Below are 24,768 nucleotides of genomic sequence, written 5' to 3'. Positions count from 1 at the left end.
TAGCTTGATTCGGCATAGTGTTGCCAACCTCCACAAACGACGACGCCACCGGCGGGACCGGTGGCGTCATCGGCTGACGGCTCAGGCCGTCAAGGCTTCACGATCAGGCGGTAGCGGCGGCTTCGCTGCCGACCAGGGCCTTGAGGTTCTGCTCGACGATGTCCAGGCCTTCCTCGAGTACCTTGTCCTCGATGGTGACCGGCATCAAGAAGCGGATGGTGTTGCCGAACATGCCGCAGGACAGCAGGATCAGGCCCTGCTCCCGGGCACGCTTGCACAGGGCGGCGGCGAGATCCGGAGCCGGCTGACCGTCCTTGCCGTTGAGTTCAAAGGCGGCCATGGAACCCAGGTTGCGCGGGTGGACCACGGCGTCGAAGTCGCTCGCCCACTGGGCAAAACGCTTGGCCAGCTTGTCGCCCAGCGCCTGGCTCTTGGCCAGGATGTCCTCTTCCTCGAACACCTCCATCACCGCCAGGGTCGCGGCGCAGGACACCGGGCTGCCGGAGTAGGTGCCGCCCAGCGAGTTGCCGCCGGAGGCGTCCATGTGCTCGGCGGTGCCGACCACGGCGGAGATCGGCATGCCTGCGGCCATGCTCTTGGCCATGGTCATCAGGTCCGGTTTCACGCCGCTGTGCTCGATGGCGAACATCTTGCCGGTACGACCGAAGCCGCTCTGGACCTCGTCGACGATCATCAGGATGCCGTGTTCGTCACAGATCTCGCGGATCTTCTCGAGGAAGCTCTGCGGAGCGGGGTAGAAGCCGCCTTCACCCAGTACCGGCTCGAGCACGATGGCGGCGGTATCCTTGGGGTTGGCGTCGGTCTTCAGCACCATCTTGAGGCGACGCACCGCCTCTTCCTCGCTGATGCCGTGTTCGGCCACCGGGTAGCCGGCGCGGAACACGCAGCCCGGCATGGTGCCGAAGTCGCTGGCGTAGGGGGCAACCTTGCCGTTCATCGCCATGGTCATGAAGGTACGGCCATGGTAGCCGCCGTCGAAGCAGATGACGTTGTTGCGGCCGGTGGCGGCGCGGGCGATCTTGACCGCGTTTTCCAGCGCCTCGGCGCCGGAGTTGGCCAGCATCACCTTGGCCTCACCGCGCACCGGGGTGATCGCAGCAAGCTTTTCGGCGACCTTCACGTAGCCCTCGTAGGGCATCACGGTCTGGCAGGTGTGCATCACCTTGTCGAGCTGGTCCTTGACCGCCTGCACCACCTTGGGGTGGCAGTGACCGATGTTGAGCACGCCGATACCGCCGGCGAAGTCGATGAAGCGGTTGCCATCGGCATCCCACAGTTCAGCGTTCTTGGCGCGGTCGGCGAAGGCGGTGGCGGGGCTGGCCGCGCCCTTGGCGACGTACTTGTCCTTGAGTTCGTTCAGCTGAGCGTTATTCATGTCGTGACTCCTTTGGGGGCACTGAATGTATAGGGTAGACGCTAGGTCCGGGACACGCAGGGCGTGCCCCGGGGAGACGGGGCTGGCCCTTAGAGACCGCCGACACAGGCGTATTTCAGCTCTGTGTACTCATCGAGGCCATGGCGTGAACCTTCGCGACCGAGACCCGATTCCTTGACGCCGCCGAAGGGGGCGAGCTCGGTAGAGAGGATGCCCTCATTGATGGCGACCATGCCGTACTCGAGTTGTTCCATGGTGCGCCAGATACGGCGATAGTCGGTGGCATAGAAGTAGGCGGCCAGACCGAATTCGGTGTCGTTGGCCATGGCGATGGCTTCGTCGTCGCTGGAGAAGCGGAACACCGGGGCCAGCGGCCCGAAGGTCTCTTCCCGGGCGACACGCATGTCGGTGGTCACGTCGGCCAGTACCGTGGGCTGGAAGAAGGTGCCCTCCAGGGCCTCACCGCCGGCGACCAGGCGGGCACCGTTGTCGAGTGCGTCAGCGATATGCGACTGCACCTTGTCCACCGCTGCCGAGTTGATCAGGGGACCCTGAACCACACCGTCCTCGAGGCCGTTGCCGACCTTCAGTTCGCCCACGCGCTTGGCCAGCTTCTCGACAAAGGCATCGTAGACGCCGTCCTGAACCAGGAAGCGGTTGGTGCATACGCAGGTCTGGCCGGAGTTGCGGTACTTGGAGGCGATGGCACCCTCGACGGCGGCGTCCAGGTCGGCGTCATCGAAGACGATAAAGGGCGCGTTGCCGCCAAGCTCCATGGAGGCCTTCTTCACGGTGTCGGCGCATTGGGCCAGCAGGATCTTGCCCACCGGGGTGGAGCCGGTAAAGGACACCTTGCGCACTCGGGCATCGCCGGTCAGTACCGGGCCGACTTCGCGCGGGGAGCTCGAGGTCACCACGTTGAGCACGCCGGCGGGGATGCCCACGTCTTCAGCGAGCTTGGCCAGTGCCAGGGCGGTCAGCGGGGTGGCCTCGGCCGGTTTGACCACCACGGTGCAGCCGGCGGCCATGGCCGGAGCGCACTTGCGGGTGATCATCGCCAGCGGGAAGTTCCAGGGGGTGATGGCGGCGACCACACCGACCGGCTCGCGGAACACCAGGATACGCTTGTCGGGTCCGTGGCCCGGCAGGGTCTCGCCAGCCACACGCTTGGCTTCCTCGGCGTAGAACTCGACGAAGGCAGCGCCGTAGGCGACCTCGCCACGGGACTCGGCCAGCGGCTTGCCCTGTTCACGGGTCATCAGTTCGGCCAGGGCTTCCTGGTGGTCCATGATGCTGTTGAACCAGGCGCGCAGCAGGGCCGAGCGTTCCTTGGCGGTCTTGCGCTTCCAGCCGGCCCAGGCCGCATCGGCGGCACCGATGGCTTCGCGGACTTCCTCGGCGTTCAAGTCCGGCACCTCGGCCAGGGTCTCGCCGGTGGCGGGATTGGTGACGCTGAAGTGGCGATCGGCGTCACGCCACTGGCCGCCGATGTACGCCTTGTCGATGATCAGGTCCTGAACGTGGGACATGCGGGAGCTCCGGAAAGGGTCAGAGAAGAGGGGTGTTATGTCATGATTGACGAGTGTGCATTATTTGAAACATCTCGCCAAGGGCTGTGATCGGAATTTTTTACGCCCGTTCGAAGAATGCATCGATGAGGCTTGTCTGGCCCTCGAGGCCCAGGTCTGGAAGATCTATCGGCAACAATCGCCATCGGCGTGGCGAACAGTTTCCGGTACACTGTGTCGCCGACTTCTAGCTGCCCGAAGCGATGGTCCTTGGCGCCTTGTGTCAGGCCGGACCGGGCTGGCCTGACTCCGTGTTTCTGCGAGGTGAGACTTGGTTGATCCGCTCAATGCCTGGTGGGCTCAGCAACTGGTGCTGTGCGACTGGGCCTTTATGCCTGACCCCTTGATGCTGCCTGAAGAGGCGGCACGTGAGCGATTGGCCGCCCTCGAGATCCCCGACCGGGGCGAACTGGGGTGGCGCCTGCTCGAGCTCAATGCGTCGAACACGCTGCCTGCCTCCCATCTGCTGGGAGCGCTTGAGCTGGTGGCCCTGGCAGGGGCGTCGGGATGGATGTCGGCCGAGGTGAGTCGTGGCTGGGCAGCACGCCTGTGCAGTGACATCCACCATCGTCACGCAAGCCTGGATGAATGGCTGGAGGCACTCTGCGCCTCCCGCAGCGGCGAAGGCTGGCTTCGCGGCGATGAGGGCTTGCTCGATACCTGCCGGGCACTGTCGAAGCTGGAAGGCGAGGGTGCCGGCATCACCTGGCCGTTGCTCGGCACTGCGCTGAGTCGCGAGCCTGCCGCCGCCCTCTGGCCCGACAGCCCGGAAGATCGCGTCTGGCGATTGCGGGCGGCCTTCTCGCCGGTACTGATGACGCCGGCCAGCATCGATGACTGGGACGGGGTCGAGGCCTGGCTGGGGGAAGTCTGGCAGATTCACGGCGCCGAGGATCTCAAGCGCGCCTTGCTGTGGCTGACCAGTCAGGGGGATCGGCAGGGCTGGGATATCGACGCCGCGCGGTTGATGGCGGTCAGTGCCGGCGAACGCCAGGCCTGGTGTGAGGGGCTGGCGCCTCAGGAGCGCCCATACGGCCGCCTGCTGTGCCGCTACGTGGATCAGGGGGAGCCGCTGGAGTGGGCCGCCTGGGACTGGCTGAGGGCGGTGGATCTGGCCTGGGCCGGCAGCTGCATCGGCTGGCTGACACCCCAGGAAGCGTCGCTGCTGGCGCATCACGCAGGCGATCTGGTCCAGCGTCGCTACAGCGACTGGAGCGCCCTGGCGCGCTCCTATCAGCGCGGCCGTGGTCTGTTCGAAGGTCAGGACCGGCTGCCGACCCTGGCAGCCGACTGGCAGTTGCTGATGGGCTCGCCGGTGAGCCCTTGGCATGGCTCGTTGCAGGAGTTGCTCGACCAGGAGCAGGTCGAGGCATCACGTCAGGCGGCCAGGCAGTGGCGCGCCTCGCCTCGCCACTGGGTGCTGGCGCTGGCCTCGGTGCGTGAACCCGAGCTGGCGGCACGTCAGGGGCCGATTCCGCCGCTGCCCCAGGCGCGTCGTGACGAGGCGCGCAAGTACCTGGCGGAGACCCTCGATCTGCACCCCGACGAGGGCGCCCGCTCACTGGTGCGCTACTGGCTGCCGGCCCAGGCCCATCATCTCAATCAGCTGGCGGCTGACGCGGCGCATCGAGCGCTGCCTTCGGCCAGAACCCCCTTTGGTGATGCGCCCCAGGCGGATCTGGCAGGTCGTGATGGCCTGGCCAGGGCGACCCGCCATTCGGCGACCATCCATATGGCCGAGAAGTATGCCTTCTACTTGCTGATGAGCATGGACAGTGAGCAGTTCGACGAGGACAGCCTGACCGATATGGCGGCGTCCCTGCGCGATGTGCTGTGTCGGTTCTACAGCACACCCAAGCGCCTGCTCGAGGCCTGGGCGACCTGGGATGCGCTGTTGCCGGAACCGGATCAGCCTTCCTTGACCTACGAGATTCGCTGGCACCTGGACGATCCGGGTAGCCTGTTCCACTGGCTCGAGTGGCGCAGCGGCGATTGGCGCGAGCCTGGCGAGCGTCCGAGCCTGATGCACTTTACCGCGCTGTCGCTGGTGGGACCCTTGAACACCGCCGCCTGGAGCCTGCCGCAGCCGGAAAGCGACCGGGAAGGGGCTTCGATCCTGGAGTGGATCGATGGACACTACGGCCTGCACTCCGCCACCGAGCTGATCGATTTCGTGCGCTTTCTGCTGGACGCCGGTGATCGCCAGGAATATCAGATCAACTACGCGCCCTACACCCTCAACAGCGCGCGCCTGAATTCCGAGATTGCGACCCTGGAGTCCGGTGAGTGCAACGAGGAAGAGCGCAATCACCTGGAGCGCCTGCTGCGGGTACGTGACAACGCCGACCAGTGCAATGACGTCGACATGTGCGCCTGGGACCTGGCCCAGGCGGTCGACCTGGCGATCGCCGGTCGCCAGCTGGGCTGGCTGGCTCAGCAGGACTTCCTGGCACTGCTCGAGCGTGCGCACCAGTTGGCGTCGGAGCACTACGCCGGTTGGCAGGAGTATGCCCGGGGTCTCTATGCAGGATTTTCGTTCTTCATGGGGGAAACCCCTGAGCGCGAAGCGTTTCTGGCTAGCTTCCGCCAGGCGCTGGTGGCCTGGCTGTCGGGCGCTCCGCCCCTCGCCGGCACCTGGGCCAGCCTGGATTTCCCGGGTGCGCGTCCCCGCCATTGGGCACCGCTTCACATCGATACCTTGCCGGGAGATGGACGAACCCTGCACTGATCGTCGCGAAACAGCAGAAAAAAACGCCAAAAAATTGTCCTGATCTATCGTCAGATCGGATAATTTTGGCTAGTATCGTGTTGATCTTTCGTCAGGCCTCCCATCAAGAAGGAGGCCGAATTGTCAAACTTGCAGCTGAGGGGCGTTATGGTAGTGACACGAGTGCGTCACTTCCACAGCGGCTCTTGGGCGCCGGCAGGCCGTCAGCCAGCCGGTTCAGGGAATGAGGTGTGTGTCGCATGAGCGTCGCCCAGACAAGCCGCGTGACAGCGGCGATGGTGTTGCTTGGCCTGCTGTCAGGCTGTGCGGCATCGAACTACCAGAATACCGCCGATAACGACTACTTTTCCCGCGATATGCCGAGCCTGGCCGAACGCGCCGCCTCGCGCATGTCCCCGCTGGAGGACCCAGCGGCAGGGGGCAGCTTCCTTGAAGATCCCGCCGCTGCCATCCGCGAGGCGCTGATGGCGGAGCACGATCGCTGGGCGGGTACGCCCTATCGTTTCGGCGGCACCGGCATGAGCGGCATCGACTGCTCGGCGCTGGTGCAGAACATCTTCAGCGACGCCTTCCAGGTGCAACTGCCGCGCACCACCGGCAGTCAGGTCCATACCGGCGAACCGATTACACGTGATCAGCTGTCTCCCGGCGACCTGGTGTTCTTTCGTCCTCCGGGCAACCGCCACGTCGGCATTTACGTCGGCCAGGGGCGCTTTCTGCACGCCTCATCGTCGCGCGGTGTGATGATCTCCAAGCTGGATAACAGCTACTGGCGCCGCTACTACTGGCAGGCGCGTCGACCGCTGGAACCCACCCGGTTGAGCATGCGCCAGTTCGCCTACAGCCCGGCGGGCATGGGCGGCTGAAGCGTCCTCGGCGCCATCGACGTCGCCACCACAACGGGGCGAGCCTTTCACTGGGCTCGCCCCGTTTGCGTTGGGTCGCCTTGGGCTTGGTTGGCGAGGCTTCGGCCAGTCCTTGGCGAGCCTTCGGCGCCTCCAGGGCTACAACGAGTCGCGTTGCGACAGGGCGTAGTCGATAAAGGCGCGCTCGGCGCGTGACAGGTAGCCCTGGGGCTGCCAGGCCAGCGACAGGGTCAGCCAGGCGGCGGGGTCAAAGGACACCGCCGACAGATCGTCCTCCTCGATCACCCGACGCAGAAAGGTGGTGATGCCAAAGCCCTGGCGGACGATGGCCTTGGTCAGCGGGATCAGATTCGACTGGAACGTCAGGCGGGGCTGGATATCCAGCCGTCGGGCCATGGCGTCGACAAACTCGCGGTGAAAATAGCCGTCCTGAAACAGCACCAGGGGCTCGCTCAGAAAGGCTTCCGGGGTCACGCTGTGGCGTGCCGTGAAGGGGTGGTCCCGGGGCGTGCAGACCACCATCTCGGCACGTAGCAGGGCCTCGGTTTCCAGTTCGCAGGTACTGCCATCCTCGACCACGATTCCCAGGTCCAGCTCGCGAGCCTTGATCATTGCCTGCAGTCGGCGGGCGCCCGCCTCGATCACCGTCATGCGGATGCCTGGGTGGCGTGCGGCAAAGCCCATCAGCAGCGGCGGCAGATAGTAGGAACCCAGCATCGAGGGGATGCCGATGCGCACTTCGCCCTTTACCAGGCCGTTGAGTTCCTTCAGCGCCAGTTCGGTGGCACTGGCGTCGGCGAGCAGCCGTCGGGCATGTTCCAGCAGCACCTCACCTTCTGGTGTCAGTCGAACACGCCGATCATGGCGCTCGAACAGACGAGTGTCGAGGCGTCGCTCCAGGCCTGCGATGGTCTGGCTGACGGCGGACTGGGCGATGTGACGGGCGCGGGCGGCGGCGCTGAAGCCGCCGTGGTCCACCACCGCGACAAACAGCGACAGCGAGCGCAGGTCAAAGGGTAGCGACATAAGGGAATGTGATGGATAGCATCATTTTCTTCTGTTGGTGTGATGGTAGTGAAGCATGGAAGATGGGCGAGGCCAACCGGAGACCACCATGATTCACGCCAATACCCCTGCCTGGCGCAGGGCGACCCTCGCCCTGTGTCTGGGCTCGATGCTGGTGTTCATCAACCTCTACGCCCCCCAGCCATTGCTGCCGCTGCTGCGCGATATCCATGAGGCTTCGACCCTGAAGGTGGGCCTGGTGATGTCGCTTGCCACCCTTACCCTGGCGCTCTCGTTGCTGGTCTACGGGCCCTTGTCCGACGCCATCGGGCGGGGCGGTATCATGCGTGCGAGCCTGTCGGTGGCAGCTCTCGCGACACTGTTGGCGGCATTTGCGCCTGGGCTCGACTGGCTGCTGGTCGCTCGCGTGCTGCAGGGGGTCGCCCTGGGAGGGCTGCCGGCGGTGGCGATCGCCTGGATGGGCGATGAGTTCTCGCCGGAGGCGATGAGTCGAGCCGTGGGGCTCTATATCGCGGCCAATACCCTGGGCGGTATCGGTGGTCGCGTGCTGGGAGGCGTCATCGGTGAATGGTATGGCGTCCAGGCGAGCTTCGTGGCGGTTGGCGGTTTGACCCTGGTGGGCGTGGCGGTGTTCTGGTGGCTGCTGCCGGCGGCCAGCGCCTTTGCCCCTCAACCCTTTCGAGCGGGGCACGCCTGCCGCCAGATGCGTGGCCACCTGGCCAACCCATGGCTGCTGTCGGCCTATCTGATCGGTGGTCTCAACTTCCTGGTGTTCATCAACCAGTACAGCTACATGACCTTTCGTCTGGCCGAGGCACCCTTTGCTCTCGGGCCCCGCTGGCTGGGCCTGCTGTTTCTGACCTACCTGGGCGGTACTCTGGGCTCGACGTTATCTGCCAGGGTCGTCGCCAGAGCGGGAGCGCCCGCCACCATGGGGTTGGGCGTTGTCATCATGATGCTGGCGCTGGGTCTGTCCCTGATACCGATGCTCGCCGTCATCATTGCCGCCTTGACCCTCAGCGCCTTCGGCTTCTTTCTGTGCCACGCCACCGCTTCGGGCTGGGTCGGTCGCCAGGCCCGCGAAGGACGAGGCGGCGCATCGGCGCTCTATCTGGTGTTCTACTACCTGGGGGCGAGTCTCGGGCCGCTGTGGCTCGAGCCGTTCTGGCTGTGGCGGGGCTGGCCTGGGGTGGTGGCGGCCAGCTGGCTGGTGCTGGCGACCACGGGCTGGCTGTCCTGGCGGCTAGGAAAGCGGCTGCAGCGTGCACAACACCAGCGCGTCGTCGAGCGTCGACTCGAACACGTATGAGTCCGCTACAGCGACGCGGTTGCTGATAGGTTGCAGATGCGTTGCAGAGACCGATCGACCTTGGCCCGCACCAGGGTCGATCGGTGTGTCATGACGTTGCTGTCAGCGCCGCGCCGTCAGGATGCTGCGGACGAGGCAGGCACGTCGTGGGGCATGGCTTCGTCTCCCCAGATTTCCTCGAGTCGATCAGGACGGCCGCAGGCGTTCTTGTAGAAGGTGTAGCGCACCTTGTTCTTCTGGTAGTAGTTCTGGTGATAGTCCTCGGCCGGATAGAAGGTGCCGGGATCTTCGATGGTGGTCTCGATCGGCTGGTCGAAGCGCTCGGCGATGTCCGCCTTGCTGGCCTCGGCCAGTTCGCGCTGTTCATCGTTGAGTGGCAGCAGGGCGGAGCGATAGGAATCACCTTCATCGCAGAACTGACGGTTGGCGACGAAGGGATCGATATTGCGCCAGAAGACGTAGAGCAGCTCCTGGTAGCTCACCGTGTCGCTGTCGAAGGTGACTTCCACCACTTCGGCGTGTCCAGTGCCCCCCGCGCTGACGGTTTCGTAGGTGGGGTTGTCGGTGTTGCCCGCCGCATAGCCAGAGACGGTAGCCTCGACGCCATCGATCTTGTCGAAGGCGTCCTCGACACACCAGAAGCAGCCTCCAGCGAAGATGGCCTTTTCTTCGGCGGCGAGGGCGGGGGTCGTGGAAAGCACGGCACCAGTCAGCAGGCCGGCCAGCAGGAAGGTACGCTGATTGAAGGGATATCGCATTCGTAGGCTCCGTCAGGATTGCGTCATTGTAAGGTTCGAGTAGGGCAGTTCCCGGTTGGTTCAGTCATTGTGGCAGGCGCATCCTTACATGCGCTGTCGATAAGGGGATGATTTTTTGCATTTTCGGTCGTAAGGCTCGGTCGCCTGTGCGCGACTCAGGCAGACTGCTACTCTCGATTGCATCCCGATAGCCGGCCGCACAGCTCCTGGTAACGTCATCGTCTCGTCGCAGGACGGGCGCAGGACGGGCGCAGGACAACGGGCGCCGCTGCTGCTGGCCACGGCTACCTATCGATCATCGACCCGATCATCGACACCAGTTGACCTAGAAGGAGAAGCGGGTGACCCGTAACAAATGGATCTTGCTGGCACTGATTGCCGTCGCCGTGGTGGCGTTCTTTGTCACCGGCGCCAACGAGGCCTTTACGCTGGACGCGATCAAGGCCCAGCAGGCGCAATTTCAACAGTGGTTCCACGAGGACCCCTGGACCGTGGCCGGTGGCTTCTTCGCGGTCTATATCCTGATGGCGGCGCTGTCGCTGCCTGGGGCGGGGTTGCTGACGCTGCTGGCGGGGGCCTTGTTCGGCTTCTGGATCGGTCTGGTGCTGGTGTCCTTCGCCAGTTCGCTGGGCGCGACCCTTGCCGCGGTGATCGCCCGGACCCTGCTGCGTGAGACGCTGGAGACGCGTTTCTCGCGCCAGCTGGCGCGAATCAACGGCGGCATCGAGCGCGAAGGCGCCTTCTACCTGTTCACGCTGCGGCTGATTCCGATCTTCCCCTTCTTCGTGATCAACCTGGTGGTCGGCCTGACCCGCATGCGTCTGTCCACCTTCTATTGGGTCAGCCAGCTCGGCATGCTGCCGGGTACCATGGTGTTCGTGAATGCTGGCCGGGAACTGGGTGAACTCGAGTCGCTGGCGGGCATCCTGTCGCCAGGGCTGATCCTGTCCTTTGTGTTGATCGGCTTGTTTCCCTGGATCGCCAAGGCAGTGGTGGCGGTGCTCAAGCGTCGCCGGCTCGCCGACGAATACCAGCGCCCGTCGCGTTTTGACCGGGATATCGTCGTGATCGGTGCGGGCTCGGCGGGCCTGGTGGCAAGCTATATTGCCGCGGCGGTGAAGGCCAAGGTGACCCTGGTGGAGCGCCACCGCATGGGCGGCGACTGCCTCAATACCGGCTGTGTGCCGTCCAAGGCATTGATTCGCGCCGCTCGCGCCGCCGAGGACATTCGTCGGGCGCCGTCCTATGGTGTCAGCGCCGGTGAGCCAAGCGTCGACTTCGCCGCTGTGATGGGCCACGTCCACGGCGCCATCGCCGAGGTCGAGCCCCATGATAGTCCGGAACGTTATCGGGGCCTGGGCGTCGATGTGGTCGAAGGAGAAGCCAGGCTGCTCGATCCCTGGCGGGTGCAGGTTGGCGAACAGGTGCTGACCACCCGTCACGTGATCATCGCCAGCGGTGCCCGCCCCAGAGTCCCGCCGTTGCCGGGGATCGAGGATATCGAGGTGCTGACCTCCGACAATCTGTGGGAGCTAAAGGCATTGCCGAAGCGCCTGGTGGTGCTTGGTGGTGGTCCGATCGGCAGTGAACTGGGCCAGAGCTTCGCCCGGCTGGGTAGCCAGGTCACCCTGGTGGAGATGGGCCCGCAACTCTTGCCACGCGAAGACGAGGACGTCGCCAGGGAGGCGGCTCAGGGGCTCGAGGCCAGCGGCGTGACGCTGTGCCTGTCGACCCGGGCGCTCAAGGTGGTGGCCGGTGACGGCGATCTCCATCGACTCGAGATCGAGGTCAACGAGGCAGGCGAGACACGTATCGAGCAACTGGAGTTCGATCAGTTGCTGGTGGCGGTGGGTCGACAGGCCAACGTCGAGGGGCTCGGGCTTGAAGAGCTGGGCGTGGGCACTCGCGACAACGGCACCCTGGACGTGGATGGCGGGCTGCAGTCTGTGCTGCCCAATGTCTGGGCCTGTGGCGATGTGGTCGGGCCCTTCCAGCTGACCCATGCCAGCGCCCATCAGGCCTGGCACGCCACCGTCAATGCCCTGTTTGGCGAATTCAAGCGCTTCAATGTGAGCTATCGGGCGCTACCGGCGGTCACCTTCTGTGACCCGGAGGTGGCGCGAGTGGGGCTCAACGAGCGCGAGGCCAAGGAGCAGAAGGTGCCCTTCGAGGTCACCCGCTATTCCTTGTCCGAGCTCGACCGGGCCATCGCCGAGGGCGATACCACCGGATTCGTCAAGGTGCTGACCGTACCAGGCAAGGATCGCATTCTCGGTGCCACCATTGTCGGTGCTGGCGCTGGCGAGATGCTGGCGGAGTTCACCCTGGCGATGACCCGCGGTATCGGACTGAACAAGCTGTTGGGGACCATCCACCCGTACCCGACCCATTCGGAAGCCGTAAAGGCCGCCGCCGGGGTGTGGAAGAACGCAAACAAGCCCGAGCGGGTCCTGGGGTATCTGGAGCGTTACTTCAATTGGCGGCGAGGCGGGGGAGACGACGCCGATTCCTCAAGCCAGCCGGTGACGGGAGACAGAGCCGGTGCGAGCCCTGAGCGACACGAAGCATCGTCGCTGTCCTCTGCCCAGTCCAACGACTGAGCGAACCGCCCAGGCAGTAGCCTGGAGCTGAAGACACAAGCGGTGGGCCCTGGCCCGCCGCTTGTGCTTTCCTTTTACCGAATCGACGTTTTACTGCTGACGAGACTTTTATGCTGGATCGCTGGACCATGCCCAGAACCCAGGCGCCCCTGGCGCCTCTGGTCAAGATGCTGGAGCGCTGCAAGGTGACGCCTGATCAGGTGACTCTGGCGGGATTTCTTATCGGCTTGCTGGCACTGCCGCTGCTGGCCGTTCAGGCCTATGGATGGGCGCTGGCGGCGATCCTCCTCAATCGACTCGCCGATGGCCTGGACGGGGCGCTGGCGCGCCGTCGGGGTACGCCCAGCGATGCCGGGGGATTTCTCGATATCGGGCTGGACTTCGTCTTCTATGCCGCCGTGGTGCTCGGCTTTGCCCTGGCCGACAGCGAGCGCAACGCCTTGCCGGCAGCGCTGCTGCTGTTTGCCTTTATCGGCACCGGGACGTCCTTTCTGGCCTTCGCCATCATGGCGGCGCGGCATGATCTCGAGCGCCCACGCTTCCAGCGCAAGGCCTTCTACTATCTGCACGGCCTGACCGAAGGTACCGAGACCGTGCTGGCGCTGGTGGCCTTTTGTCTGTGGCCGGCGCACTTTCCTGTGCTGGCTGGGCTGTTCGCCGCGGCCTGTCTGCTGACCACCGCCACTCGGCTATGGGGCGGCTATCATACCCTCAGGGCTATCGAGCGAGGCGCTGGCGCCGAGGACAGAAGCTGATCCCCGGTCGTGGCTTGCGAGGCGAGGGGTCTTTCATCAGACGTGATACTCAGACACGCGAAAGGGCAGCCTGGGCTGCCCTTTCTTTTGACCATGCCGGCACTTGATCATGCATGCTCGTGGTGCTTCCAACGAGCGTAGCGCTGATCAGTGCTCGTGGCCGCCTTCGCCGTGCACGTGGCCGTGCTCGATTTCTTCCTGGCTGGCTTCACGGACTTCGGCGATCTCGACGTCGAAGTTCAGGTTCTGGCCGGCCAGCGGGTGGTTGCCGTCGACGGTGACGGTGTCGCCTTCGACCTGGGTCACGGTGACCATCAGCGGACCGCCCTGGGTCTGCGCCTGGAACTGCATGCCCGGCTCGATGCTCTCGACACCCTGGAAGGCGTCACGCGGCACTTCCTGGACCAGCTGCTCCTGTACTTCGCCGTAACCTTCGGCGGGGGCAACCTTGGCGTTGACCTTGTCGCCGGCGGCCTTGCCTTCGAGTTCCTTTTCCAGACCCGGAATGATGTTGCCGGCGCCGTGGAGGTAGGTCAGCGGCTCGCGGCCTTCCGAGCTGTCCAGCACTTCACCTGCATCATTGGTCAGGGTGTAGTGGAACGCGACAACGGAATTTTGCGCAATTTGCATTGATGAACCTTTGGTGAGTGCGTGTGAGGACGCATGGTAACGCGTGGGTGCTGGGGCTGTCAGGGGCGTGGGACATTTTTCACCTTGTGTGGTCATATCCTGAACGGTATTCACGCGCGCCCTCTGCCACCTTCGGGTTGTTGCGCAGTATCGGTGGTGGGGATACCCTCTTGTGAGATTTTTCGATTCTGCCTTTCACGCTTTTCTTGCGGAGCTGAACATGACGCTATTTGTGATCTGGGTGCTGGCCTTTGCGGTACTGCTGGCGGTGATGATCAAGGCCTGGGACAAGGGCCTGAGCTGTGCCCTGGGCAGCCTGCTGCCGGCGGTGCTGCGCAGTGACGATGACCAGTGGATCTGGTGCCCCGCCCTTGCCGTGCTGGGGGCCACCTTCATCGTCTTCCCCATCGATATGCTGATGACACTGCTGGTGATCGGCATCATCGCCCTGGTGGGCTGCAAGCTGGGCTGCTGGGTGATGGGCAAGGTCCACTAGTCGGTGGTGACGTGAATCACCTGGCGTTCACCTGGTGATCACCGAAAGGGCCCTGAGGCGGATACGCCTCGGGGCCCTTTGTATGTAACGCAGAGATGTTTGCGGCGGAGCGAAGTGCTGTTGTCGCTTACAAGGACAAGCCCCTTTCGCGAGCGCCTTCGTCAAGCCCTCAGTAGGGGGCAACACTCTGACGTGAACCGCTGCCGATGAGGCGAACACGCTGCCCCACCTGGAAGGCCTGGTCTGCCTTCTGCACGACGACCACGGTCTGGCCGCTGTCCTTGCGAATCTCCATCTCCCAGGCGTCGGTGCGGTTGACGCCTTTCTCGATCTGGTTGCCGGCCACGGCGCCACCGATGGCACCTGCGGCGGTGGCGATGGTGCGACCGGAACCGCCGCCGACCTGGTTGCCGAGCAGGCCACCGATCACCGCGCCACCACCGGTGCCGAGGATGCCGCCGGCGGAGCTTTCACCCTGGATCTGGACGCGACGCAGGGCGGTGATGGTGCCGAACTGCACGTTCTGGGCGGTCTGTGCCTGGTTGCCGGAATAGACGTTGCCCGAGTACTGATTGGTGGCGGTGCAGCCGGCAAGCACCACGACGCTCAGCGCCAGGACAGGAAGGATGGATGTTTTCATGGCGATTCTCCTTGAATGTCTTCTGCGCCGCATTCTGAACGCATCGGTTCGGGTCACATTCGCTTGTAGTGGTACCGCACCAAAGTTCGCAAACGCTGTTCGAAAATAGTGTAACGCCTGTTTGGAGGCTTTGACAGGGCGATGGTTCCCCGGATCCAACGATGTTCGGGTCTCGTCCGTCCCATGGTGGCCGTCCGCCTGTCGCCCTTGTCGCCCCGCGACTGCCACTGAGTCGCGCCGACAGCGCTTTCCTGACATTCATCATATGCCGAACCGGACCTGCCAGGCCAATGGGCATCGGAGGGAGTCGCATTGCTGCAGTTGTCGGACTCGCTGGAGCCAGACGTGCTAGTTCGAGAGTAGGCCCTTGCCAGGGAAGAAGGAAAGGCTGGCTTGGCAGGGCAAGGTCACGGACAGCAAAAAGGGAGGCCAATGGCCTCCCTTTCTCACAGTCACAGGGCTCAGTGTCTGGGCTCAGTGACTGGGTGCCGCTGGCCCGCGATCCTCAGCCGAACTGGTTCATGGTGTTGTCCTTGCCGCCGGCCTTGAGCGCCGCGTCGCCGTGGAAGAACTCCTTGTGGTCGTCACCGATATTGGAGCCGGCCATGTCCTGGTGGCGAACGGTGGCGATACCCTCGCGGATCTCGCGGCGCTGCACACCCGCCACGTAGGCCAGCATGCCCTCGTCGCCGAAGTAGCCCTTGGCCAGGTTGTCGGTAGACAGGGCGGCCGTGTGGTAGGTCGGCAGGGTGATCAGGTGGTGGAAGATGCCTGCCTCGCGGGCGGCGTCACGCTGGAAGTTGCGCGTCCACTCGTCGGCCAGTTGGCCAAGCTCAGTGTCGTCGTAGCGTGCGTTCATCAGATCGGCACGCTCGTAGGCGGAGACGTCCTTGCCTTCGGCTTCCCAGGCGTCGAACACCTGCTGGCGGAAGTTCAGCGTCCAGTTGAACGACGGCGAGTTGTTGTAGACCAGCTTGGCGTTGGGCACCGCCTCGCGGATGCGGTTGACCATGCCGGCGATCTGGCCGACGTGGGGCTTTTCGGTCTCGATCCACAAAAGATCGGCACCGTTCTGCAGGCTGGTGATGCAGTCCAGCACCACACGGTCTTCGCCGGTGCCAGGCTTGAACTGATAGAGGCCGGAGGCGAGACGCTTGACCTTGACCAGCTTGCCGTTCTGCTTGATCACCACGTCGCCGTTGTCGATATCGGAGGCCGAGGAAATCTCTTCACCGTCGAGGAAGCTGTTGTACTGATCGCCCAGGTCGCCTGGCTCGCTGGTGACCGCGATCTTCTGGGTCAGGCCGGCACCCAGGGAGTCGGTACGGGCCACGATCACCCCATCATCCACGCCCAGTTCAAGGAAGGCGTAACGTACGGCGTTGATCTTGGCGATGAAGTCCTCGTGGGGCACGGTGACCTTGCCGTCCTGGTGGCCGCACTGCTTCTCGTCGGACACCTGGTTCTCGAGCTGGATACAGCAGGCACCGGCCTCGATCATCTTCTTGGCCAGCAGGTAGGTGGCCTCGGCGTTGCCGAAACCGGCGTCGATGTCGGCGATGATCGGCACGATGTGCGTTTCGTGGTTGTCGATCTGGTTGGTCAGATCGTCGACCTTGGCGCTGTCACCGGCTTCCTTGGCTTCTTCTCGGGCACGGAACAGGTGGTTGAGCTCCCAGGTGTCGGCCTGGCGCAGGAAGGTGTAGAGCTCCTCGATCAGCGATGCCACGCTGGTCTTCTCGTGCATGGACTGGTCGGGCAACGGACCGAACTCGCTGCGCAGGGCGGCGACCATCCAGCCGGACAGGTAGAGGTAGCGGCGCTTGGTGTTGCCAAAGTGCTTCTTGATGGAAATCAGCTTCTGCTGACCGATGAAGCCGTGCCAGCAGCCCAGTGACTGGGTGTAGTTGGCGGTGTCGGCGTCGTAGGCGGCCATGTCCTCGCGCATGATGGCGGCGGTGTAGCGAGCGATGTCGAGACCAGTGCGGAAACGGTTCTGCACGCGCATGCGGGCGGCGCTTTCCGGATCGATGTTGTCCCACTTGCCGCGCTGGGCTTCACGAAGCTGGGTCAGGGTCTTCAGTTCTTCACGAAAGGTCATGATCGGGCCGTCCTGATGTTGAATCGACTGTTTGGTTCGACGTTCTGATACGACTTGCCTGGCATCCATGGTGTGGGGCGGTGTCGGGGCGGTCGCTTTCGACCGGCCTTTGGCTCCAGTGGCTTGCAGGCTCTTGCGGTTGGCGTCATTGCAAGAGGATCGACTGCTCGCCATGCCATGCTGCACCTGCGAAGTGTAGTCAGGTTCCTGCACCTTGGCCGAGAAGTCTTTACGGCCTTGGTCGAATCTTGGCGGAACGGTAGAGGTCGACTACAAAGTGAGCGATCTGACTCGCCATCGAGGTCTGTCCGCTGCGCCATGGTTGTGACTATGGCCCACAGCGGCGGGGGTTCGCCATTGGTACTTGGGGGGACAAGGCGTTGTAGTCCGACTACAGGAAAGCGCCGCAGAGGCACATTCCTGTAGTCGAGTTTCCTGAACGGAGGAGCTGACGGAGAGGTCAGTCGTTCAGGGAGAGGGTCATATTGCGATGCGGAATCCCGGCGTCGAGGAAGATATCTCCCTCGGCGCGGAAGCCCAGGGCTTCGTAGAAACCGAGCGCATGGGTCTGGGCGGCGAGCTCGACGCTCGAGTGACCACGCTGTCGCGCAGCCTCGATGGTGGCGCGCATCAGCGCCACGCCGACGCCGAGTCCCCGGGCTTCGGCAAGCACCGCCACGCGACCGATATGGCCATCGGGCAGCAGTCTCGCCGTACCCAGTACACGCTCGTCCTGCCGCGCCAGGAAATGCAGGCAGTCGGGGTCGAGGCCGTCCCACTCTTCCTCGATCGGCACCTGTTGTTCGATGACGAAGACGCGATAGCGAATGTCACCGGCCGCTTCGCCCAGTTGTTCCCAGCTTCCCTGTTCGATCACCACCTCAGGCATCGTCGTCCTCCATGTCGTCGACCGGCCAGCCAAGGCTGCCGGCGTCGAACAGCCGTGTCAGCACCTCGGCGGCGCCGGGGTAGTCGAGCAGCGAGGCGTCGAACTCGCCGCGGTTGGCGATCTCGCGGGCCAGCGCCAGATCGCAGTCGATGCCGTCGCCGTCGGCAAACAGGGTGGCCCGGTCGTCCGCCAGCGCGTGCCAGGCGAAGCGAGAGCCCGGCGCGGCCACCAGCACCTCGCCTTCCTGTAGTGCAGCAACAAGCTCGTCTGGCGCTGTCGGTGTCTCGCTGGGTTCGAGCTGGTCCACGTACTTGGGCTGGGTCATCACCCGGCCGAACCACTGGGCCATCTGGGCCGGATCGTCCAGGGTCTCGAGGATCAACTGGCGCATGCGTGACAGCGCCGCCTGATCGAGTTCGCCCGGGTCCTCGGCCGGGGTCATTCCGGCATCGCCGTAGCGGCGAGAGGGGGGTTGCTGCTCACCCAGGTAGTCGGCGAAGGAGGTGATCGCCTCGTCCGCCGAGGGGGCGCGAAAGCCCACCGAGTAGGTCATGCAGTCATCGCTCTGACTGACCCCATGGTGCGCCCAGCCGGGGGGCAGGTAGAGCATGTCGCCGGGCTCCAGCACCCAGTCCTGTTCGGCGTTGACCTCGAAGGTCTCGAGGATACGCAGGTCGATGCCGCGCACGATGGGTGCGTCATCGGCCACCTTGCCGCCAAGCTGCCAGCGGCGCTGACCGCTGCCCTGGAGCAGGAAGACATCGTACTGGTCCAGGTGCGGGCCGACACTGCCCCCCGGAGGCGCGTAGCTGACCATGATGTCATCCAGGCGCCAGCGCGGCAGGAAGGTGAAGTCCTCCAGCAGGGCGGCGACCTCCGGCACATAGTGATCCACCGCCTGTACCAGCAGGGTCCAGTCGCGCTCCGGCAGGCGGGCGAAGGTGGCCTCGTCGAAGGGGCCGTGGCTGACCTGCCAGGGTCCGTCGGGGCCCTGTTCCTCGACCAGGCGTGTCTCGATGTTGTCCTCGCAGGCGAGCCCGGCCAGTTCGTCTGGCGTCAGCGGGTTGTCGAAGTCGGGGAAGGCGCCACGGATCAGCAGCGGTTGCTGTTGCCAGACATCGCGCAGGAACTCTGCCGATGTCAGGCCGCCCAGCAGGGTGAGGGGGGTATCAGTTGACATGAGGAATCCTGATGGTGATTGGGAGTAGCGGGCTAGGTATCGGCCCCGGCCCCGAAGAGAGGGCTCCAGAAACGCCTCACCCCACCGATTGGCGGGGTGAAGCGGGGTTCTGTCAGCGGTTCCGGCTCAGTGCTGCGGCAGGGCGCGAGCCTGCTCGACGGCATTGCCGATGTAGTTGCCGGGGGTCAGCTGCTTGAGCTCTGCCTTGACCTCGTCGGGCAGTTCCAGGCCATCGATGAAGGCGGCAAAACCGGCCTGGTCGATGCGCTTGCCGCGGGTCAGCTCCTTCAACTTTTCGTAGGGCTTCTCGATGCCGTAGCGACGCATCACCGTCTGGATTGGCTCGGCCAGCACTTCCCAGCTGGTGTCCAGGTCCTCGGCCAGACGCTGGGGGTTGGCCTCGAGCTTGCCGATACCCTTCAGCGAGGCCTGGTAGGCGATCAGGCCGTAGGCCAGGCCGACGCCCAGGTTGCGCAGCACGGTGGAGTCGGTCAGGTCACGCTGCCAGCGGGAGATCGGCAGCTTCTGGGCCAGGTGGGCGAGGATGGCATTGGCCAGGCCCAGATTGCCCTCGGAGTTCTCGAAGTCGATCGGGTTGACCTTGTGCGGCATGGTCGAGGAGCCGATCTCGCCGGCCACGGTGCGCTGCTTGAAGTAACCCAGCGAGATGTAGCCCCAGACGTCACGATCGAAGTCGATCAGGATGGTGTTGAAGCGACACACAGCGTCGAACAGCTCGGCGATATAGTCGTGGGGTTCGATCTGGGTGGTATAGGGATTGAAGGTCAGGCCCAGGCCTTCGACGAAGGTGCGAGCGTTGGCTTCCCAGTCGATGTCCGGGTAGGTGGCCAGGTGGGCGTTGTAGTTGCCCACGGCGCCGTTGATCTTGCCCAGTACCTCGGCGCTTTCGATCTGCTTGAGCTGGCGGCGCAGACGGTAGGCCACGTTGGCCATTTCCTTGCCCAGGGTGGTGGGGCTGGCGGTCTGGCCATGGGTGCGCGACAGCATTGGCACGGCAGCGTGCTCTTCGGCCAGACGGGCGATCTCGTCGGCCACCTGGCGCATGGTCGGCAGCAGGCTGTCGAGGCCATCGCGCAGCATCACGCCGTAGGACAGGTTGTTGATGTCCTCGCTGGTGCAGGCGAAGTGCACGAACTCGGTGACGGCATGCAGCTCTGCATTGTCGGCAATGGCTTCCTTGATCCAGTACTCGACCGCCTTGACGTCGTGGTTGGTGGTGCGCTCGATGTCCTTGATGCGCGCCGCGTCGGCTTCGCTGAAGTTCTTGACCAGGCCATCCAGGAAGGCCGTGGCGGTGGCCGACAGCTCCGGCACCTCGGTGATCTGCGGGTGCGCGGCCAGGCGCTCCAGCCAGCGGATCTCGACGATGACGCGAGCGCGGATCAGGCCAAATTCGCTGAAGTGTTCGCGCAGTGATTCGGCCTTGCTGCCGTAGCGACCGTCGACGGGAGAGAGGGCGGTGAGAGCGGAGAGTTGCATGGCGGTTTTCCGGTACGGGTAGGAAAGGAAGATCGAGGGATCAGAGGGTGTCCAGGGCGCGCTTGAGGCTGCCCCGCTGGAAGATCAGCTTCCAGCGACGTCCGCCCTGCTGGTGCCACAGCAGGCCGAAGCGAATGCCGGAGAGCAGGCAGGCGCGGACCCGCTCCGGCATCATCCGGCTTTGCAGCAGCGAAGGGTCGCCTTGGACCACGATTCGGTTCTTGAAGGTGGAAAGCGTCTGCTGATAGGCCTCGCCGAGGCTCGCCACGACGTTCTCATGGGTCGGACCGAAGTGTTCAACCTGGCCCTGGATTCGGGTCAGGTGGGTGCCGAGCGCGTCCATCATGTCGGGCTGGGTGCGCAACTTGTTCATCAGCAGCATCAGGCTGAAGCCGTAGCGCATCACCACCGGGTTGGCCTGGCGTCGGCCGAGTACTGCCTCCAGGGTCTCGAGCCCCAGGCGCAGATTGTTGGGATGCCCGCCATAGATGGATTCGAAGGTCGGCGGACTGGTTTCCAAGGTGGCGGTGATCTGAGTGTCCCAGGCGCGGCTGTCGACCTGGCCGGTGCGCGCCAGCTCGTCGACCAGATGGGCGGCCTGAAATACGCCGGCCAGGGCGATCGCCTGGCGAGCCGCCGGGGACTCGGGGGCGCGGTGGATAGGTACCGAATCGGTCATGCCGCTCGCTCCTCGGCGTTCCAGGTGGACCGGATGACGCCGCCGCCGAGGCAGACGTCACCGTCGTAGATGACCAGCGATTGGCCCGGTGTCACGGCCCGCTGTGGGTCGTCGAAGTGTACCGCGACGCCGCCATCGGCCCGGGTCGTCAGCGTGCATGGCACGTCGTCCTGACGATAGCGGGTCTTGGCGCTGAAGCGCCCCTCGACGCAAGGCGGCTCACCGGCGACCCAATCCATCGCCTCGGTGGCCAGGCTGTCGGTGTACAACAGAGGGTGATGCTTGCCTTGAACCGCGATCAACACGTTGCGCTCGAGGTCCTTGCCGGCCACGTACCAGGGGTCTTCCGAATAGTTGGCGAGACCGCCGATGCCGAGGCCCTGGCGCTGGCCCAAGGTGTAGTACATCAGGCCCATGTGATCGCCGATGACGTCGCCGTCCGGTGTCTCGATGCTCCCCGGCTGGGCCGGCAGGTACTGCTTGAGAAAGTCGCTGAAGCGGCGCTCGCCGATGAAGCAGATACCGGTGGAGTCCTTCTTCTTTGCGGTAACCAGATCGTGCTGTTCGGCGATGGCGCGAACCTCGGGCTTTTCGATCTCGCCCACCGGGAACAGGGTGCGCGCGATGGCGGCTTCCGGCACGGCGTGCAGGAAGTAGCTCTGGTCCTTGTTGCCGTCGAGTCCCTTGAGCAGTCGCGGGCGGCCGTCGCGCTCGCCGCGGCGAACATAGTGACCGGTGGCGATCATCTCGGCGCCGAGCATCTCGGCGTAGTCGAGGAACACCTTGAACTTGATTTCGCGGTTGCACAGGATGTCGGGGTTCGGTGTGCGCCCGGCCTTGTACTCGGCGAGGAAGTGCTCGAACACGTTGTCCCAGTACTCGGCGGCAAAGTTGGCCGTGTGCAGGGGGATGCCGAGCTTCTTGCACACCGCTTCGGCGTCCGCCAGGTCTTCCATGGCGGTGCAGTATTCGGTGCCGTCGTCCTCATCCCAGTTCTTCATGAACAGCCCTTCCACCTGATAGCCCTGTTGGAGCAGGCGGAGGGCGGAAACGGAGGAATCGACGCCGCCGGACATGCCGACGATGACTTTGCCGGTGGACGCTGACATAACGACTCTCGGAGTGGTGGGGCAAATGGGCGGTGATTATACACGAATTGCACCCGTCAACCGAAGCCTCAGCGTTCGTGCAGCACCTCCATCGGGAAGGTCTTGCCGGCCAGGGCGTCGCGGATGCGCTTGATCACCAGCGGGCTGCGCAGACGGCCCTCTCGTTCCAGCGCCTCGACGTCCTCCAGGGTCAGCCAGTGGATGGCCATGATATCCCGGTCCAGTTCGGTGCCCAGATGGGCCAGCGCCATGCCGAAGAAGGCGTGGCTGTGGAAGGTCTTGCCGTCTGGGGCCTCGTACACGTACATGCCCAGGTAGTCGGTGATGCCGACCCGCCAGGCGGTTTCCTCGGCGACCTCGCGCAGGGCCCCGTCGCGGATGCGCTCGCCGGGCTCCAGATGGCCGGCGGGCTGGTTGAACAGGGTATGAGGGCCGCCGCGGTCCTCTTCCACCAGCAGGAAACGACCGGCTCGTTCGACCACCGTGGCCACGGTCACGTAGGGGGTCCAGCGCATTATCGGCGTCTCCTTGTCGTAGGGGCAGAGCCCCGGGGGCGCTTTGGCGCGTGCAGCGTCTGGCGTTGCCATTGTCCCGGGGCCAGACCGTCGAGTCGCCAGGGGCCGATGGCGACGCGCACCAGCCTCAGCGTCGGGTGGCCCACATGGGCGGTCATCCTGCGCACCTGGCGGTTGCGCCCCTCGCTGATGGTCAGCTCCAGCCAGCAGGTGTCGGGGTGGCGCTTCGGGTCCAGGGGCGGCGTGCGCTCTGGCAGCCCGCTGGTCGTCAGCCGACGGACCTTGGCCGGCCGGGTGGGTCCATCCTTGAGAGTGACCCCTTCGGCGAGCGCCTTCAAGGCCCGATCGTCAGGCTGTCCCTCGACGAGCACTCGATAGGTCTTGGGCTGCTTGTGGCGCGGGTGGCTGATACGATGAATCAACTCGCCATCGTCACTGAGCAACAACAGGCCTTCGGAGTCGTAGTCGAGGCGGCCGGCCGGATAGATGTCCGGCACGTCGATCAGCGAGGCCAGGGTATTGCGTCCCTGGTCATCGGTGAACTGGGACAGCACCCGATAGGGCTTGTGCAGCAGATAAAGTTGACTCATGGGCGGGCTCGATGATCTGGCTCGGAAGGCGTGGCGGCGGGCCGTTTAGGCCTTTTCCAAAGATTGTCGACAAAGCCTACTCCGGGCGCGGGGGGTAATGCTATACTCCGCGCTCCACTGAATAGACCTGACAGGGGAGTTCTCAATGGGTTTCCAGAAAATTGTCGTCCCTGAGGGCGGCGAAAAGATCACCGCCAACGCCGACAACAGCCTGAACGTACCGAATAATCCGATCATTCCCTTCATCGAGGGTGACGGTATCGGTGTCGACGTGACCCCGGCGATGAAGATCGCCATCGACGCCGCTGTGCAGAAGGCTTACAACGGCGAGCGCAAGATCCACTGGATGGAAGTCTACGCCGGCGAGAAGGCCACCCACGTCTATGACGCGGACACCTGGCTGCCGGAAGAGACCCTGGAAGCGGTCAAGGACTACATCGTTTCCATCAAGGGCCCGCTGACCACGCCGGTCGGTGGCGGCATCCGTTCACTGAACGTGGCGCTGCGCCAGAAGCTGGACCTGTACGTCTGTCAGCGCCCGGTGCGCTGGTTCGAAGGCGTGCCGAGTCCGGTCAAGAAGCCTGCCGACGTCGACATGGTCATCTTCCGCGAGAACTCCGAAGATATCTACGCCGGCATCGAATGGAAGGCCGGTACCGCGGAAGCCGACAAGGTCATCAAGTTCCTGCGTGAAGAGATGGGTGTCACCAACATCCGCTTCCCTGAGAGCTGTGGCATCGGCGTCAAGCCGGTCTCCATCGAAGGCACCAAGCGTCTGGTCCGTCAGGCCCTGCAGTACACCATCGACAACGACCGCGAGTCGCTGACCCTGGTGCACAAGGGCAACATCATGAAGTTCACCGAAGGCTCCTTCAAGGATTGGGGCTACGAGCTGGCCAAGGAAGAGTTCGGCGCCGAACTCCTCGATGGCGGTCCCTGGATGACCTTCAAGAACCCGAAGACCGGCAAGGACATCGTGGTCAAGGACGTCATCGCCGACGCCATGCTGCAGCAGATCCTGCTGCGTCCGGCCGAATACGACGTCATCGCCACCCTGAACCTGAACGGTGACTACCTGTCCGACGCCCTGGCGGCGGAAGTGGGCGGCATCGGCATCGCGCCGGGCGCCAACATCTCCGACACCACCGCCATGTTCGAGGCGACCCACGGCACCGCGCCGAAGTACGCCGGCCAGGACAAGGTCAACCCGGGCTCGCTGATCCTCTCCGCCGAGATGATGCTGCGCCACATGGGTTGGGTCGAGGCCGCCGATCTGGTGCTCAAGGGCGTGGAGAAGGCCATCAGCAAGGGCGAGGTCACCTACGACTTCCATCGCCTGATGGAAAACGCCACGCTGTTCAAGTGCTCCGAGTTCGGTCAGGCCGTCGCCGACAACATGTAAGCGACGTACCGATCGTCCGATGACAGCGTCT

At 64.4% G+C, this 24,768-nt stretch carries 21 protein-coding genes; 7 read left to right on the top strand and 14 right to left on the bottom strand.

The features are described from left to right. Nucleotides 1-103: 103 nt before the first annotated feature. Both gabT and NKF27_RS14140 read right to left on the bottom strand, forming a co-directional pair. A complete protein-coding gene (gabT, locus tag NKF27_RS14145) occupies nt 104-1,396 on the bottom strand; it encodes a 4-aminobutyrate--2-oxoglutarate transaminase (protein ID WP_108133251.1) in 1,293 nt (430 codons plus the stop codon). Nucleotides 1,397-1,485: 89 nt separating this feature from the next. After that, nucleotides 1,486-2,925 (bottom strand): NAD-dependent succinate-semialdehyde dehydrogenase, encoded by a 1,440-nt coding sequence (locus tag NKF27_RS14140; RefSeq protein ID WP_045992927.1) that lies wholly within the window; start codon nt 2,923-2,925, stop codon nt 1,486-1,488. A 310-nt stretch (nt 2,926-3,235) separates the two neighbouring features. Here NKF27_RS14140 and NKF27_RS14135 point away from each other — a divergent pair, with 310 nt between their 5' ends. Both NKF27_RS14135 and NKF27_RS14130 read left to right on the top strand, forming a co-directional pair. After that, a complete protein-coding gene (locus NKF27_RS14135; protein WP_253552518.1) occupies nt 3,236-5,692 on the top strand; it encodes a DUF1266 domain-containing protein in 2,457 nt (818 codons plus the stop codon). Nucleotides 5,693-5,931: 239 nt separating this feature from the next. Further along, the gene (locus tag NKF27_RS14130) at nt 5,932-6,558 is read left to right on the top strand and encodes a C40 family peptidase (RefSeq protein WP_231498679.1); all 627 of its coding nucleotides are present in this window, start codon (nt 5,932-5,934) and stop codon (nt 6,556-6,558) included. A gap of 138 nt (nt 6,559-6,696) precedes the next feature. On the opposite strand, the gene NKF27_RS14125 is transcribed toward NKF27_RS14130, so the two are convergent. Then, nucleotides 6,697-7,584, bottom strand: a complete 888-nt coding sequence (locus NKF27_RS14125) for a LysR family transcriptional regulator (RefSeq protein WP_213228859.1) — start codon at nt 7,582-7,584, stop codon at nt 6,697-6,699. 88 nt (nt 7,585-7,672) lie between these two features. Here NKF27_RS14125 and NKF27_RS14120 point away from each other — a divergent pair, with 88 nt between their 5' ends. Further along, nucleotides 7,673-8,893 carry an MFS transporter gene (locus NKF27_RS14120; protein WP_253552516.1) on the top strand — a complete coding sequence of 407 codons (1,221 nt, stop codon included), beginning with the start codon at nt 7,673-7,675 and terminating at the stop codon, nt 8,891-8,893. Between the two features lie 116 nt (nt 8,894-9,009). Here NKF27_RS14120 and msrA read toward each other — a convergent pair whose 3' ends face one another. Further along, nucleotides 9,010-9,651 (bottom strand): peptide-methionine (S)-S-oxide reductase MsrA, encoded by a 642-nt coding sequence (msrA, locus tag NKF27_RS14115; protein ID WP_253552514.1) that lies wholly within the window; start codon nt 9,649-9,651, stop codon nt 9,010-9,012. Nucleotides 9,652-9,992: 341 nt separating this feature from the next. Here msrA and NKF27_RS14110 point away from each other — a divergent pair, with 341 nt between their 5' ends. Beyond that, the gene (locus NKF27_RS14110) at nt 9,993-12,251 is read left to right on the top strand and encodes an FAD-dependent oxidoreductase (protein WP_108133255.1); all 2,259 of its coding nucleotides are present in this window, start codon (nt 9,993-9,995) and stop codon (nt 12,249-12,251) included. A 110-nt stretch (nt 12,252-12,361) separates the two neighbouring features. After that, nucleotides 12,362-13,006, top strand: coding sequence for a CDP-alcohol phosphatidyltransferase family protein (locus NKF27_RS14105; protein WP_253552512.1), 645 nt, complete (start codon nt 12,362-12,364; stop codon nt 13,004-13,006). Between the two features lie 147 nt (nt 13,007-13,153). On the opposite strand, the gene NKF27_RS14100 is transcribed toward NKF27_RS14105, so the two are convergent. After that, nucleotides 13,154-13,636 carry a peptidylprolyl isomerase gene (locus tag NKF27_RS14100; protein ID WP_045992921.1) on the bottom strand — a complete coding sequence of 161 codons (483 nt, stop codon included), beginning with the start codon at nt 13,634-13,636 and terminating at the stop codon, nt 13,154-13,156. Between the two features lie 220 nt (nt 13,637-13,856). On the opposite strand from NKF27_RS14100, the gene NKF27_RS14095 reads away from it, so the two are divergent. Then, entirely contained in the window at nt 13,857-14,132 is a 276-nt protein-coding gene (locus NKF27_RS14095) for a hypothetical protein (RefSeq protein ID WP_045992920.1), read from the top strand. Between the two features lie 169 nt (nt 14,133-14,301). Here NKF27_RS14095 and NKF27_RS14090 read toward each other — a convergent pair whose 3' ends face one another. The 9 genes from NKF27_RS14090 to NKF27_RS14050 all read right to left on the bottom strand — a co-directional run bounded on the left by NKF27_RS14090 (nt 14,302) and on the right by NKF27_RS14050 (nt 23,335). Further along, nucleotides 14,302-14,772, bottom strand: coding sequence for a glycine zipper 2TM domain-containing protein (locus NKF27_RS14090; protein ID WP_108449068.1), 471 nt, complete (start codon nt 14,770-14,772; stop codon nt 14,302-14,304). A gap of 505 nt (nt 14,773-15,277) precedes the next feature. Next, nucleotides 15,278-16,873, bottom strand: a complete 1,596-nt coding sequence (locus NKF27_RS14085) for an isocitrate lyase (RefSeq protein ID WP_253552510.1) — start codon at nt 16,871-16,873, stop codon at nt 15,278-15,280. Nucleotides 16,874-17,333: 460 nt separating this feature from the next. Beyond that, nucleotides 17,334-17,762 (bottom strand): GNAT family N-acetyltransferase, encoded by a 429-nt coding sequence (locus NKF27_RS14080; protein WP_124804137.1) that lies wholly within the window; start codon nt 17,760-17,762, stop codon nt 17,334-17,336. After that, entirely contained in the window at nt 17,755-18,942 is a 1,188-nt protein-coding gene (locus tag NKF27_RS14075) for a cupin domain-containing protein (protein WP_253552508.1), read from the bottom strand. The genes NKF27_RS14080 and NKF27_RS14075 overlap by 8 nt, the downstream gene beginning before the upstream one ends. A 126-nt stretch (nt 18,943-19,068) precedes the next feature. Further along, the gene (gene purB / locus NKF27_RS14070) at nt 19,069-20,442 is read right to left on the bottom strand and encodes an adenylosuccinate lyase (protein WP_045992915.1); all 1,374 of its coding nucleotides are present in this window, start codon (nt 20,440-20,442) and stop codon (nt 19,069-19,071) included. A gap of 40 nt (nt 20,443-20,482) precedes the next feature. Continuing rightward, on the bottom strand, nt 20,483-21,121 hold the full coding sequence (gene hflD, locus NKF27_RS14065; protein ID WP_253552501.1) for a high frequency lysogenization protein HflD: 639 nt from the start codon (nt 21,119-21,121) through the stop codon (nt 20,483-20,485). Next, nucleotides 21,118-22,230: a tRNA 2-thiouridine(34) synthase MnmA gene (gene mnmA, locus NKF27_RS14060; protein WP_253552499.1), complete on the bottom strand. Its 1,113-nt coding sequence runs from the start codon at nt 22,228-22,230 to the stop codon at nt 21,118-21,120. The genes hflD and mnmA overlap by 4 nt, the downstream gene beginning before the upstream one ends. A gap of 68 nt (nt 22,231-22,298) precedes the next feature. Further along, nucleotides 22,299-22,748: an NUDIX domain-containing protein gene (locus tag NKF27_RS14055; RefSeq protein WP_045992993.1), complete on the bottom strand. Its 450-nt coding sequence runs from the start codon at nt 22,746-22,748 to the stop codon at nt 22,299-22,301. Continuing rightward, complete coding sequence (locus tag NKF27_RS14050) at nt 22,745-23,335, bottom strand: pseudouridine synthase (RefSeq protein WP_253552497.1); 591 nt, start codon at nt 23,333-23,335, stop codon at nt 22,745-22,747. The genes NKF27_RS14055 and NKF27_RS14050 overlap by 4 nt, the downstream gene beginning before the upstream one ends. A gap of 145 nt (nt 23,336-23,480) precedes the next feature. On the opposite strand from NKF27_RS14050, the gene icd reads away from it, so the two are divergent. Next, complete coding sequence (gene icd / locus NKF27_RS14045; protein ID WP_253552495.1) at nt 23,481-24,737, top strand: NADP-dependent isocitrate dehydrogenase; 1,257 nt, start codon at nt 23,481-23,483, stop codon at nt 24,735-24,737. Nucleotides 24,738-24,768: the final 31 nt, after the last annotated feature.

This window comes from Halomonas sp. DN3 (assembly GCF_024137905.1).
In the GTDB taxonomy this organism is placed as follows: domain Bacteria; phylum Pseudomonadota; class Gammaproteobacteria; order Pseudomonadales; family Halomonadaceae; genus Halomonas; species Halomonas litopenaei.
The sequence above is the reverse complement of the archived record's forward strand: the minus strand, read 5'-3'. Positions and strand labels throughout refer to the sequence as shown.